We start from the raw sequence: 15155 nt of genomic DNA, 5'->3' as shown, positions 1-15155 counted from the left end.
CATGCTCCTGGTGGAACCAGTACAAAAGGCAAATATATCTATTCATTTACATAATTAAGACATAAATTCTATTTCTGAAACAAATTGAAATGATCACTCGCAGCCTGACATCGCGAAGTCCATGGCATGCGGAAATGATGACCGGAATGCTATTCGTCTGCTGGGGTATCTCTATGTTATGGCGTGATCTGTTCAGTAATCGTCGCGTTGCCCGTCAACAACGCAACCTCTCTCCCCGTCCCGTTGAGATGACGCAGCCCGTCCCGCTGGGGTATGCACTGGAACCCAGGATGATGTTTGACGGTGCCATTGCCGCAACGGTCGATCAAACCGCCGCTACGCCGGAAGCCACACCGACCGCAACCCCAGATTCAGCACCGCATGCCGATGATAGCCACGCGCAGAACAGCGACAGCCAGACCCAGGCTGTCAGTCAGGACGCTAACACCGATAACACGAAAGTCGCCGTTGCGGGCGATGACACCCAGCCCCACAAAGAAGTGGTGTTTGTTGATACATCTGTGGCGAATTACCAGACACTGCTCAACCAGATGCCTGGCGGAGTCGATGTGGTTTTGCTGGATAGCGGCAAAGACGGCCTGTCGCAGATGGCTGAATGGGCACAAACGCACAGCGGCTATGAGGCCATCCACATCATCAGCCACGGCGCGGAAGGCCGTCTCTATCTCGGGGATTTGACGCTGGACAGCACCACGCTCGCATCGCGCCAGAGTGATTTGAGTACGCTTGGTGCAGCATTAACCGACAACGGCGATATTCTGCTGTATGGTTGTTCGGTAGCATCAGGTGAAGGATCGAATTTTATCAGTAGATTTGCCAGCGCGACCGGCGCAGATGTGGCCGCCTCCAGCGATCTCACCGGGAGTGTGGCGAAAGGCGGCAACTGGTCACTGGAAAAAAGCGTTGGCAGTGATGGGATCCAGGCGGATGCGCTGGCATTCAATGATTACAATGAATTGTTAACCATCGTCGCGTTTGATAACAATGACCTGAATAGTGGTAGTGGGGTCTTCAACAAAACGGTCAGTTCCGTAGGGTTCACCTTTACCGGCCCGGACGGGTATTCGTTTTCCAATAACTACGGCACCAATTACAACGTTTTCCCGGATAGCGCCGGAAATCCAACAGGCGACGCGACCAAACTGACGATTGCGGTGGCCTCGGGTTATACCTTCGACCTTACCAGCTTCAGTTACTACACCTCGTTAAATGACACCATTACGGTCACCTTTACCTATGCCAACAACACCACCGTCACCGGAACGCTGATCGCCACCGCCAATGCCACTATCACGCTTTCGAATTTCACGCTGTTCCGCGACGCCTCAAATAATCCCCTGGCCTCTTCCGCAAACGACGTCATCAAAGTGGTGATTTCCAGTGCGAACGGAACGGGCGGGTTCGACTTTGGCACCAACAACTTTGATATTTCCGACGTCAAGGCCATTGTGCTGTCAAACGCCACCTCCACCGTCACAGCCGGCCCCTCAGGTGAAGCGACTGCGTTCTCAACCACCGCAACATCGGCTGCCAGCGCCACCTCGCTGATGGACTTCACGATAGCTGATCCTGGTACATCCGATGGGCTCGCCACCAACGTCAGTGCTTTTTACGCAACAGTCAGTGGAACGGCCACTTCGGCGGAACTGGCGAAGATGACGTTCTTACTCAACGGGCCGGACGCCACCAACGCGGTCGGTACGTACGACAGCAGCACTGGAAGAATCACCTTCTCCGGGCTGAACCTGTCGGTTGCCGATGGCGGTAGCGAAACCTATACCATTAAGGCCTATTACAACGACAATACCAGCAGTAACGATCTCACCGATCACCACACCGTGGTGCTGTCCGTGAACGCCAGCAACTTTACCTCGGTCTCCGGCGGTTCAACTTTCGCCAGCAGTCAGGCCAGCGTCACCAACGGCAGCGGTGCCAGTATTGATATTGCCGCGACCAAACTGATTTACAGCCAGTCGCCATCGACCTCAGTGGTTAGCGGTATGAATTTCACCACCCAGCCCGTGGTTATCGCCGTTGACGATCGTGGCAACATTGACACCGATTTCAGTGGTTCGGTCATGCTGAGCGAGAATGGCAGTGGTTCACTCACCGGCACCACTTCCGTCACAGCTTCAAACGGTATCGCCACTTTTAGCGGTGTGAAATACACTTCAGCCAGCGATGCCGATGCCAACTTTGTTCTCACCGCCGCTGCCGGCAGCCTGGTGAGCGCCACGTCTGCCTCCATAAACCCGGATGTGGTTGCCACTAAGCTGGTCTTCACCACACAGCCCGTTCCCACTGCCATCCAGAATGGGCAAAGTACCAGTTTTACCACTGTACCGGTCGTCCAGGCAGTCGATGCCAATGGAATGGTGGACCAGGATTACACCACCAATATCGTGCTTTCGGTCACTGACCCGAACGACGGAACGGTGGATGGCACGGTTAACAGCTTTACGGTCACCTCTGGCGATCAGGACGCCAGCAGTACCACGGTAACGCTGACGCCGTCGGGAGGCATCGCCACGTATAGCGGCCTCATGATCATGTATACCAACAGTGGCAGCAGCAACACGCTGGCGTTACGGGCTACATCAGGCAGTTTGACGGCGATTAACAGTTCGTCGATCACATCCACAACCAATTCCGCACCGGTCTTCAGCAATCTGAACGGCGGCGCAACCTATACCGAAAACGGTAGCGCCGTGGTCATCGACAGCGATGTTACCGTCGCCGACACCGAACTGGATGCCCTTAACAGCGGGCTGGGGAACTATAACGGCGCGTCGATCACTGTCGCCCGCAACGGTGGGGCCAGCAGCAACGATATCTTTGGCAATAGCGGATTACTGGGCACGCTTACCCAGGGGCAAAATTTCACCTATAACGGTACAATGATAGGCAGTGTCACCACCAATTCTGGTGGTACGCTGAAACTGACATTCAACAGCAACGCCACCTCCGCCATGGTGGATGCGGTGTTGCAGTCGCTTACCTATGCCAACAGTTCTGACGATCCGCCCAGCAGCGTAACACTGGGCTGGACCTTTAATGACGGATCGATTAATAGCAGCGGCAGTAATCAGGCGGTATTGAGCATTACACCAGTGAATGATGCGCCGGTGATCAGCAACACGGCTGTCAGCAAGACTTTCAATGAAGACAGCACCCAGACCTTTACTGCTGCGGATTTCGGCTTCAGCGATGTGGACAGCGGTGATACCCTGCAGTCCATCACCATTGTCAGCGCGCCGGGCGCGGGTGAGCTGTTTATCGATGCCAACGGTGATGGCGTGCGCGGCGTGGGGGATACGTTGCTTGGCAACGGCGCGGTGGTCAGCGCAGCCAATATCGGTAAACTGGCCTTCCGACCGGCGGCGAATGCCAATGGGGCAGGTTACGCGGCCTTTACCTGGACCGTCAGCGATGGTACCGCGTCATCGGCGAACGTCGGCACCATGACCCTGAACGTTGCAGCAGTAAACGATGCGCCAGTGATCAGCAACACGGCTGTCAGCAAGACTTTCAATGAAGACAGCGCCCAGACCTTTACCGCCGCGGATTTCGGCTTCAGCGATGTGGACAGCGGTGATACCCTGCAGTCCATCACCATTGTCAGCGCGCCTGGCGCGGGTGAGCTGTTTATCGATGCCAACGGCGATGGCGTGCGCGGTGTGGGGGATACGTTGCTTGGCAACGGCGCGGTGGTCAGCGCGGCTAACCTCGGCAAACTGACCTTCCGCCCGGCGGCGAATGCCAGTGGGGCAGGTTACGCGGCCTTTACCTGGACCGTCAGCGATGGTACCGCGTCATCGGCGAACGTCGGCACCATGACCCTGAACGTCACGGCAGTAAACGATGCACCAACGTTATCTAGCGGTGTGACCGTCACGCTGACCACGACCAACGAAGACAGTACCTCCTCAGCCACAACGGTTTCCTCATTACTCAGCAATGCGGGCTACGGTGACGTCGACAGCGGGGCGGCCAGCGGCATTGCCATTACCCTGACCTCGGGTAACGGACACTGGCAATACTCCACCGACAACGGCGCCAACTGGTTCAATATCGGTACGGTGTCCGGTTCGTCATCGCTGTTGCTGGCATCAACTGCACAGGTTCGTTATGTGCCTGACGGAGCCAATGGCGAAACCGCGACGATTGCTTTCAAAGCGTGGGATCAAACCAGTGGTTCTGCCACAGCGGGAGCCAGCACTGGCTTTGCCGATACCTCCACCTCCGGGGGCAGTAGCGCATTCTCAAATACCAATGCGCAGGCCGCTATGACAATTACCAGTGTCAATGACGCCCCCACTGTCGGTAGTGCTATCGGCAGCCAAAGCGCAACAAAAGACACCGCATTCAGCTTCGCCGTTCCCAATGGGGCATTTGTTGACGTTGATACCGGTGACTCGCTCACCCTTACCGCCACGCTGGTCGATGGTTCGCCGCTGCCCGCCTGGCTGAGTTTTAACCCGTCAACGCGCACTTTTTCGGGGACGCCTGCCAGAAGTGATGTGGGTAACCTGAGCATTCGGGTCACCGCAACGGATAGCAGCAGTGCCACGGTCAGCACCACGTTCGGCCTAACCGTCAATAACAGTAACTTGCCGCCGGTTGTTGCCACACCTGTTGCCGATCAGGCTGTTGCACAAGGCGGCAGCTTCAGTTTTACCGTGCCGGCGGGCACTTTCACCGATCCGGACGCGGGCGAAATTTTGACACTGCGTGCGACGCTGGCAGACGGTTCAGCGCTGCCCGCCTGGCTGAGCTTTGACCCGGCGACCCGCACTTTTTCCGGCACACCGGCGAATGGCGATGTCGGTAATCTGGCGATTCGCGTAACCGCTACCGACAGCGCCAGTGCCTCCGTCAGCACCACCTTCGCGCTGAACGTCACCAATGTTAACGATGCCCCGGTTCTGTCCGGTACGCTGAATGCCCAAACTGCGACACAAAACAGCGGTTTCAGCTTTACCGTTCCGGCAGATATCTTCACCGATCCGGATGTGGGCGACACGCTGACACTGCGCGCGACGCTGGCCGACGGTTCAGCGCTGCCCGCCTGGCTGAGCTTTGACCCGGCGACCCGCACTTTTTCCGGCACACCGGCGAATGGCAATGTCGGTAATCTGGCGATTCGCGTAACCGCTACCGACAGCGCCAGTGCCTCCGTCAGCACCACCTTCGCGCTGAACGTCACCAATGTTAACGATGCCCCGGTGCTGTCCGGTACGCTGAATGCCCAAACTGCGACACAAAACAGCGGTTTCAGCTTTACCGTTCCGGCAAATCTTTTCACCGATCCGGATGTGGGCGACACGCTGACACTGCGCGCGACGCTGGCAGACGGTTCAGCGCTGCCCGCCTGGCTGAGCTTTAACCCGGCGACCCGAACCTTCTCCGGTACACCTGGGACTGGTGATGCCGGAAGTTTATCCATCCGCATTACCGCCACCGACAGCAGCAACGTATCGGTCAGTACAGCTTTTACTCTGTCAATTGCATCCAGCAGCACTAGCGGCGGCGACCCTGAATTCCGCATGAATCCCGGCGGTACCCAACCGCCAGCGACACCTCAGGCACCCATGATCACGATAGTCACCAATGCGCCCGTAACGTTAGGTGCATTGTTCTCACCGCCGTCGCTCGGCGCACTGACTACCGCAGGAACAGCAGATGCCGCGACGGTCACGTCGACGATTTTCCAGTCATCCCAGCGGACAACGCCAGACAACAACACGCCGGTCAGCCAGGTTGCGGGCACGTTTGCGCAGGGTACCGCCTCCAGCAGCGCCAGCCTGTTCGAAAGCTCCCTTGGCTCGTTCCCCAGCTTTAACAGCGGCGGAGCACTGGGGGGAACCTCTTCGCTGGCGGGGATGTTTACGGGAAGCAGCCTGCCTTCTCTGTCGCCGATGGCAGTATTCTCGGGCGGGAGCTGGCGCAATATTAACGCCAGTGATGACACCGGGACACCGATTGCTGCACTGATGCATTTCGCTCCCGATCTGGAGTGGCAATTACACCGTATTGGGGACGATGCGCAACAGCGGCTGGTAGCCATTGAGCAGGCGTTGAAGGATGTCGGTCAAATCACCGAAGACAGACAACGTACATAAATGCGCCTCAGGGTTAGGCGTGGGTGACAATAACAACAAGAGTCAGCAGGGGTGGAATCGTGTTAAAGGGTCGGAAACTTTTCAGTCTGAGTCTCATCGTGGTCGCTATGAGCGGCTGTGCTGTCAACAGCAAGCCGGTTTCCAAAGCGGAAGGTGAACAGCGGATCCAGCAGGACAAGATCGCCATGTTCAGCAACCAGGAGCCAGTGACAGCGCCAATAACACTTTATGATGCGATGGCGAGGGCGCTTAAATACAACCTGGAAGCCCGTCTTAAAGTGATGGAGCAGGCGTTATCGCAGCAACAACTGGAACTCGCGCGCTATGACATGTTGCCGCAAATTGCCATGTCTGCAGGCTACGTTGGGCGCAGCAACACCAGCGCATCCAGCAGCCGAAGCGTTGAAACCGGGCGACAATCGCTGGAACCGTCCACTTCACTGGATCAGAACCGTGACGTCGCCGACCTGACCATGGTCTGGAACGTATTAGATTTTGGTGTCAGCTATGTCAGTGCTAAACAACGGGCCGATCAACGCTGGATCGCTGATGAACGCAAACGCAAGGTTGTGCATACCATCATTCAGGATGTGCGTTCTGCCTACTGGCGGGCTGTGGCGGCAGAACGTCTGCTGGGGCGCATCGACAGTCTGATCGACCGGGTTAACCAGGCGCGTGAAGCCAGTGAGCATATGAGCGCACAGCAGGTCGGCGATCCTGTCGAAGTGCTGAGTTATCGTCGCACGCTGATTGATGCCGTGCGTCAACTGGAAGAACAGCGTCGGGCATTATCGCTGGCAAAGACTGAGCTGGCGACATTAATGAATTTGCCACTGGAAACTAAATATACGCTTGCCTTGCCGTCAAAAGAGGAGATGTCGACTCCTCAATTGAATGTCGATTTCGCTACCCTGGAGCAGACCGCGCTGTTAAGTCGCCCAGAACTAAGGGAGCAGGATTATCAGGTGCGCATCCATGCGGCCGAAACCCGCAAAGCGTTGCTGCGCATGTTGCCGGGGCTCGAGATAAGCGCCGGAGGACATTACGACAGCAATTCCTATATGGTAAACCAGAGCTGGGCGGATGTTGGCGTGAAGGTAACCTGGAACCTGTTTAATCTTTTATCCGGACCGGCGGCATACAAAACGGCACAGGCTAATGAAACTGTATCGGAAGTGCAGCGCCAGGCAATGTCTTTGGCAATTATGGCGCAACTGTACGTTGCCCGCGCCAACTTCAACGAAGCCCTGCGCCAGTACAATACGAGCGAGGAGCTGAACGATCTTGATTCTCAGATAGCAGGACAACTGAGAAACCGTTACAAAGCGAACAATATTGGAGAACTGCAATTAATTCAGGGAGAACTTAATGCGCTAAATGCAAATCTTCGGCAGGATCTCGCCTACGCAGAACTCCGCAATACCTATGGACAAATACTTTCTACAGTTGGACTGGATTTGCTCCCCAAAACACTTCCATCTGACCGCCTGACCGATATAAGCAAGGCGTTACGCCAGTCAGAAAGTAACTGGCAACAAGGCAACATCAGCGCTATGCAGTCATTTTGAATCGCCGGGTTTTGGCGTCTGGGAACAGACGCCAGTTTTAAGCTAATAAATCAAGCACAATATAAATAATGAAATGTATCGACTACAGAGATCAGGGGCTAGTTACTTACAATAATTCCTTTTGCACACAAAGCGGACTGACAAATTCATGTCCGCTTTGTGCGAGAAGCGGTAGTTCGAGATTGTCTCATAGCCAGTTATCCCTGATTACGGCTGGATCATATTCAGGTTCAGGGTCAACACACATTCGCGATGTGTCTCTCATGTTACTGACAGGACTGATATAGAGTCGATGGCCATTATGAGCGAACTGCGGAAGTTCGTAATTTATCCCATAGTTGATGACGCGTGTTAATAAATGGGGAGCAGTTCATCAGCAGTGTTACGTGTCCAGAATATTATTGATGACGTACATGATGAAATGGCCCGTAAGGTTGCTGAGGCTGAAAGTGAAGATGGGTGACCCGCGCATCAGGTATAGGGGTAAAGCATGGTAGATATCGAATCAGTATTGATTGAGGTGACCCGTCAGCAGAGCCATGAATTGAATGCCGCTGATAAGCTGGAGATACGTTGCCGCGTGGCCGGAACGTTCGCCGCAAAGGAGCGTCACCGCCAGCGCATGGCCGCTCCGGAATATCGATGGAGCAAGCCTGCGCCCCGGAGATAATCCTTCTTCATGGCGGTGATGGTGGCCATGTAATTTACGCATTTCTCGTTTTGTGGGAAAGGAATTGCCAGAAACACCGGCAGGGCGATATCTGGCAATTAGACGGATTTATTCGCAGGAGGCGTAAAACTCTTCTTTGCTGTTTCCATACCATGCAGAACATTTCTGTGCTGTTGTGGGTACCTTTACAGTGGCAGTTTTATGTGTTCCCTTGTACTGGCAAACAAGAAATACGGACGTGTTATGCTCCTTCGCATAATCCTGTGAGTCCTTAAGTGTCCATACCATTTCTTCATCCGTATCCGGCAATAATGAAGCCCTTTCTTCTGGCGGCCCGACGAAAACATCAACTAAATTCATTCGGTGTGTTTTGTTGCCTTCTTTTAAAACAGGCGGGCAGCTTACTTTTTCGGCAAAAACAGAACTGGAAAAAAGCAAGGCCACGCTACCTAAAATTAATGTTTTACTCCACGACATAGTAATTCCCTCCGACGTTTTCGGCGCGTGGTTGTGAGTGAATCGGATTGTTCGCTGACTGACAGGGTGAGGTGTTATTATTTTTTCACCTCGTCTATCGGTACTGTGTCCCATCCACTGATCCAGAACCTGAATCCCATTTTCATCCTGTCCAAGATAAATTGCTGCGTGGGATCTGCCATCGGTATGATTTCCGTATCGTCCATCGACATCAAACGTTGCTATTGCTGTGCCCGGGGTAATCGATGTATTTCCTTTAACCAGTGCGCCGCGTCGCCATGCTGCCGTTCGCGGCATATTGGCTGCCTTTTGAGTAAACGCCACACACTGACCACTGCCAACAGATTGCCCAATATAAGCCCGTGGCGTTGTCGCTATGTAAGCCATTTCCTTTGTTCCTGTGTGGATTAGTGCGTCTATATTCTTTTACATGCCAGATTACAGGCAAGCGGGGAATGAGTGAGAATGTCTGATTGAGATTATTCCTGGTCGGAGTCGACACTTATCCACTTGCCTAATCAGAAAGGATGACAGCGGCCAAAGGGTTAATGCGCATAGTTAGCCGCGTTGCTAATTTGCAACTCACTACGCCTCTGGCGCACACGCTCGTACAGCACGTCAATAGCTAACGTTGTCGCCTGGAGTGGTTTGCATCACTGTGTATTGCAGTTGATTTTACCATTTCCATCCATAAGAAAATTTATAGTTAAATCAATAGGCTCTTTTCAATCCACTGCATGATGATCCAGCACCCGACAGAGCAGGCGAACAGGCCAGCAACAGGTGGTGTCACGGATAAAGGCGTACCTCAGTCGGACAGCTTTGTGAAGTACGCCGCGGCTTTTTTTAATATATCCCGTTCGTCGGTAACCCGCTTGAGCTCTTTCTGGAGACGGCGGATCCCGGCCTGAGCATCTGACGGTTCTTTATTAATGGAAGAATCCGGACCGTACTTCTTTATCCAGGCGTAAAGGCTGTGGGTGGTGATATCGAGACGTGTCGCAATGCCGGAAACAGAATAACCACGATCAACAACCTGTTTGACTGCTTCAATTTTAAACTCTTCGGGATAACACTTACCGCTCATGGGCACCTCTCTTTAAGCCATCTTTAATGACTCTGAGGTGTCTGTTAAACCCGTGGCGATTCGACCTGATACCTGGTGCGATGTCAGATGGATAGGATGATAAAATTTATGCTCTCTCAGTATGCTGAACTGCCCGTACCACAGGAAACTCTTCATAGCTGGCTTGAAAAATGGATTTCTGAGCAGGAAAAATGGTGTGTGGACAGTACCTTTTCAGCACGATTCCCGTGGAAAGAAACGGGCTTACCACAGGAGTACTTTTTACAACGAAAACTCACTATTAATGGTCAGCAGTTTCTTACTGGTCCGCGTTACCGGGGGGGGCGATATCAATAACCCTTTCATTGATATCGTCGCTTCAGACTCCGGCATAGATTGTTCTGTACTCAAATCTGTTAGCCACGAATGGGTGCAACTACAGCCACAGTACATTCGTATTCTCTCGCCCGGTCATCTTAAAGTTCAGGGTATTACAGACCAGCTGATATATGCATTCTGCCTGTCTGGTGCTCCTGAATATCCGGATGAGGTATTAACCCTGCGGCCCGCTGAATGCGCCGATTTTGAATGGTGTCGACAGGCTTTGACAGAGGCTTATCAGTATTCATTGTTAGCTGTCCCTGCCTTAAAAGACCGCCTGTACTCTGTCGATGGCGAGGAACTAAGTGATTATATTTCAGCAGGCGATGCGTATATTATTTTCGAAGATGAGATTCGTGTCGGACTGATAATTTGCGAGAAGGGGGAGGTCGCTTTTTTAGGGGCTACCGGATTTCTGAAGAAGTTATCCTGCCTGCCTTTTGCGGACGTTCTCTGGCTTCCCGGGCTCAGCGTTTGCCTGGTAACCATCTTGCCCACCCTGGCCGGGAAATAACCTTAATTACAGGAACTATCATTCCGGAAAATTTGCCATCTATAAAGACAGCTGAAAAAGTGGGGCGGAGATGTGTTCTCAGATACGAGTTTTTACCTGTAATGTTAAGTTAACCGGCTGAACCTGAACGTTAAACCTGTGGCTGTGTGTTGACAGGATATATGCCTTTATGACCATCCTCTTTCTGAACAAGGCGCAGGGTAAGCAGCGTTTAGGCCTGCTATGAGCGAATGGCAGACATTGCTTAAAGTATTCGGTGAGCAGGCTGAGCGGATGCACTGTGCTGCGGCACATTCTGGTTGCGTGAGGCGTTCCTCAGGAATAAACAGACTCAGGCTCTGACGAGACAATGACACTATTTTTCTGTTTACCATAAGTTGTCTCTACCGCCCTTTAAAGGAAATCGACCAGCCATTCTCCCATATCTCATTCGTCCCTCCGGTGTTGACGTTTGATGAAGGCAGGGTTTTGCACAGCAGTGTTAAACAGGGTAATTAAGCCAGTGAGGGGGTGAACCGGAGATTAATGTAACCTACTTATCTATAAATAATTAAAACGATATTGAATAATGTGTTGCTGGAGAAGGATAACAACGTTTTTTTCCTTTGGAAGATTGGTGTGAATAACGATGGATTATTTAAAAATAAAACCAAATAATTATCATATAACTAGCGTTGCTTTTTTTAATTTGCCTTTTTTAATATTGAGGTAAGTGCCACTTTGGATGCGCGGCAATAAATTATTTAAGGTGCAATGTGTTAACTCAGTTAGTTGTTTTATGCATACTTCTGTCCGGGCTTGAGTGCAATATTTGAACAGGAATTGTGATGCAATACGAATCGGTATAGACGGCCCGACGGGTTGACAGCCTCACCTGTTGCGCAGGTGAGGCTCGTGCAGTAAATGTTACTGACCTTGCATTTCTTTTGTATTCGCTGATATTTTCTTATTCGCCTGGTCGCTCTCATTAAGCGCCTGGCTGGCCGCTTTTTCCGCATGCGCAGCGCTATATGCGGCCAGATGCGAAATAACGATGGCGTAGATACTCATCAGCGAAACCCAGAGGATGCTGTTTTTCCACCATAACAGTGTGGGAATTGTCAGCACTGCCCAGATCAACGCCAGAAATAAATGTAATCTGGCCATTAATCGCGCTGTCAGTTTTATTTTCATTTTCCTGCCTTTTAATATATGTCTTTACAATCCTGGTAATATGTATAGCAACCTTCCTGAAGAGTGCTTTATTAATATTGTTACAGTTTGTACTAATGTGAGGTTAGGATAATTCTGCTATGAATTAGCCAAAGGGTTAAGGTTATTTTCCGAAGAAATCATGGCGTTCGTGATATCGACACCTCGGTGTGAAGTGCAAAATTTATACGGGTACGCTTGTCGATAGATGCAAAATATTATTGAGTTCAATCTGTTAAACAGACAGGCATATTCAGGGCGAGACGACCAACATTTATATTTTTTTGCAGGCGGAGGGGTTACTTCTTTGGAAAGCTAATCGCTGCGGCGATAAACAGCCCGGCAAGGCACGCCTTTGAGTCTGGCATACAACGTATTGGCCAGACCAAACCCGGCGAATGCAGTAACCGGGCGGCGCAAATGATTTGCCTTCAGGCTTGTGAGGATATATCGGAGCGCTTCGTCTTCCACACCCCGGCGGCGTACCGATGAGGTGTGGAAAACGCATCATTGAGTATCACTGTTTCGGCAAGGCATACGCCATGAGCGAATCTCCGGATCGCGTGCCAAGCCCGCCATGGCCACCCGCCGCAATCACAACGTATTGTCTGCCGTCATCGCCTGAATAGGTTACCGGTGTTGCCTGTCCCCCAGCAGGCAGGCGGGTGCGCCACAGCTCTTTGCCGGTTTGCTCATCAAAAGCCCGCAGGTAATCATCCGCGGTTGCTCCCATAAAAATCAGGCCGCTGCGGGTAATAATATTTCCGCCCATCATGAAAATCCCGGTGGGGAGAGGGGCATTGGTATGAGTGCCGAAGATATTCATGTCGCGGGTGGTGCCCGCCGGACGCTCCCAGATGATTTTACGGCTACTTAAATCAATGGCGTAAATTTTTCCCCACGGCGGCGCATTGCAGGGCGCGTCCAGCGCGGAGAGCCAGGGTTTCACCACTGCCACCCACGGTGTGCCGTACTGTGGCCCAACCGCGAACTCCTTCGGCTTGGGATAAGGCTGCCCACTCTGCCAGCCAGCCCACGGTTTCATGAGTCCTTTATCAATCGCTTCCTGGCTGCCCATAATCTGCATGATAAATGGGATATAGCTGGCGTTGGCGATCATCACCTTGTGCTGCGGATCCACAGAAGCACCGTACCAGTCGATAACGCCATCAAAGGCGGGATAAGCAATCGAAGTTCCGGCTGCCGGTGGGGTAAATTTTCCCTGGTAGCGGAAGCGGTGAAACTGTATGCGACACCAAAGCTGATCGAAAGGTGTGGCGCCCCACATATCCGTCTCTTTCAGTTCTGGCGGCGAGAGATCGGGCATACCAACGGAAAAGGGCTGTGTGCGTGATAAATGATCGCCCGGCAGCGAAGGTGTTACAGGCACCGGCTTTTCCTGCACATCTGCAAGCGGTTTACCGTTACGGCGATCGAGTAAGAAGAGCTGCCCCATCTTGGTCGTCTGTATCAACGCAGGAATAATATTTCCCTTATTGTCCGGTAAATCCACCATTGTTGGGCCAATCGGCACATCAAAGTCCCATACGTCGTGATGGACAGTCTGAAAATGCCACCGTTCTTCGCCTGAGTGAATATCCAGCGCGACAATGGCGCTGGAATATTTTTCATCAAACGGGCGACGGTTGCCGCCAAAATAATCAGGTGTGGCATTGCCAAGAGGAATATAAATAAGACCAAGCTTCGCATCAGCTGTATAGGTTCCCCAGCCGTTGGGCGTGCCGCGGGTATAGGTTTCACCTTGTCCGAGCGGGGCGTTAGCCGGTTGTCGCCCCATATCCCATGCCCACGCCAGTTTACCGGTGGTCTCATCGTAAGCGCGAACCACGCCGGACGGCTCCCCCTCAGCCTGATTATCATAAATCCAGCCACCCAGAACGATGCGGCCATCCATGACCATGGGCTGGGACGTAATAAAATGAAAGCCGGGCGGGACATCGCCCATATTATCGGTAAGGCTGACGTAACCGTTATGACCAAAGCTTTTGCACAGTTTTCCTGTCCGCGCGTCCAGCGCTACCATACGGGCATCCGCGGTTGTGCTGATGATTTTCTCAGGGCAGTCGTTAGCCGATTTGACTTCACTGTAAGCCACTCCGCGGCAAGCCAGATACTCATTCGCTGAGGTATCGCTCTGCGGATCAAACTTCCAGCGTTGCTGACCCGTAGTGGCATCCAGGGCAATGATCTGTCGGTGCGGCGTACAGATATAGAGACTGTTTCCAACCTTGATGGGCGTCACTTCAAAACTGAACTCCCGGCCTGCTTTGTCTTCTCCCTTTCGCATTACATCTTTTGTGTCGTAACGCCACGCGAGCTTCAGTTCCTTTACGTTCGCCGGGGTGATTTGCGTAAGAGGGGAGTAGCGCTGACCTGCCGCATTATTGCCGTAGTAGCGCCAGTCGCTGTTTGTTGCACTATCCTCTGTCTGGACGTCATTCGCCGGAAACGGGTTGCGCATGACGAAGCGTTGCCCGGTAATATGCCAGCCGCTCCAGAAGATAGCCGCGATGGTCAGCACATAAAGCACCCCAGGTGCCAGTCCGTAAATCATCCTGCGCGAACCGCTGACCGTGGGTTTTTGCACAAAAGGCAGGCTGAGCCAGATGCCGATCAGGGCGAAGACAAACAACCGGGGCATGAGTTGCCAGCCATCCATGTGCACCTCTTTTAGTGCCTGGACGATGCAGAGGATAAAGGTCAACAGATAAAGCAGAAAACCCGCGGGACGTTTGAGCAGTATAAGAATACCGGACGCCAGAAAACCGGCACCTGTGAGCAGATACCCTGCCGTTCCGCCTTCGATAAGTAGCCAACCGCCGAGTGTCAGGAACGCTATGCCACACAGGCAAACAAGTACGCCGCTAAAAAGTGTCAGAAATGACCATTTGCTCTTTATCATACAAGCCCCGAATGTAAAGGTGCGTAAATAAAGACTAATCAAAAAACACGCGATCACGCGTGAAATATCCGCCCGGGAAGTAACGGAATGTGTCTGGTATTGGCGAAAGGAGAGAGGAGCTTTATTCAGTAATGAAGCGCGATGACCATGTGCAAGCGCCAGATAGTTATATAGTGAAAGTATCAGCGCTATCGCTAATAGCCTGGGATGCCGAGCAAATTT

At 52.6% G+C, this 15155-nt stretch carries 6 protein-coding genes and 2 pseudogenes; 4 read left to right on the top strand and 4 right to left on the bottom strand.

Features of this window, described 5'->3' with window-relative positions:
- Positions 1-173: 173 nt before the first annotated feature.
- From ACFX4U_RS03710 to ACFX4U_RS03700, 3 genes are all read left to right on the top strand, one after another.
- The gene (locus tag ACFX4U_RS03710; RefSeq protein WP_349350564.1) at positions 174-6143 is read left to right on the top strand and encodes a putative Ig domain-containing protein; all 5970 of its coding nucleotides are present in this window, start codon (positions 174-176) and stop codon (positions 6141-6143) included.
- A 59-nt stretch (positions 6144-6202) separates the two neighbouring features.
- The gene (locus ACFX4U_RS03705) at positions 6203-7711 is read left to right on the top strand and encodes a TolC family protein (protein WP_313507527.1); all 1509 of its coding nucleotides are present in this window, start codon (positions 6203-6205) and stop codon (positions 7709-7711) included.
- 490 nt (positions 7712-8201) lie between these two features.
- On the top strand, positions 8202-8381 hold the full coding sequence (locus ACFX4U_RS03700) for a hypothetical protein (protein WP_313507529.1): 180 nt from the start codon (positions 8202-8204) through the stop codon (positions 8379-8381).
- Between the two features lie 108 nt (positions 8382-8489).
- Here ACFX4U_RS03700 and ACFX4U_RS03695 read toward each other — a convergent pair whose 3' ends face one another.
- Together ACFX4U_RS03695 and ACFX4U_RS03690 are read right to left on the bottom strand one after the other, a co-directional pair.
- On the bottom strand, positions 8490-9245 hold the full coding sequence (locus tag ACFX4U_RS03695; protein WP_313507530.1) for a BPSL0067 family protein: 756 nt from the start codon (positions 9243-9245) through the stop codon (positions 8490-8492).
- Between the two features lie 350 nt (positions 9246-9595).
- Positions 9596-9945: pseudogene (locus tag ACFX4U_RS03690) on the bottom strand (transposase); the annotation flags it as partial.
- Positions 9946-10041: 96 nt separating this feature from the next.
- Between ACFX4U_RS03690 and ACFX4U_RS03685 the strand changes: the two are divergent.
- A pseudogene (locus ACFX4U_RS03685) lies at positions 10042-10932 on the top strand (hypothetical protein).
- 793 nt (positions 10933-11725) lie between these two features.
- Here the strand turns inward: ACFX4U_RS03685 and ACFX4U_RS03680 are convergent.
- Positions 11726-11986, bottom strand: coding sequence for a monooxygenase (locus tag ACFX4U_RS03680; RefSeq protein ID WP_313507582.1), 261 nt, complete (start codon positions 11984-11986; stop codon positions 11726-11728).
- 541 nt (positions 11987-12527) lie between these two features.
- Positions 12528-14933 carry a membrane-bound PQQ-dependent dehydrogenase, glucose/quinate/shikimate family gene (locus tag ACFX4U_RS03675; protein ID WP_313507531.1) on the bottom strand — a complete coding sequence of 802 codons (2406 nt, stop codon included), beginning with the start codon at positions 14931-14933 and terminating at the stop codon, positions 12528-12530.
- Positions 14934-15155: the final 222 nt, after the last annotated feature.

The sequence above is a fragment of the Kosakonia sp. YIM B13588 genome (genome assembly GCF_042788165.1).
Lineage (GTDB): Bacteria > Pseudomonadota > Gammaproteobacteria > Enterobacterales > Enterobacteriaceae > Kosakonia > Kosakonia sacchari.
The sequence above is the reverse complement of the archived record's forward strand: the minus strand, read 5'-3'. Positions and strand labels throughout refer to the sequence as shown.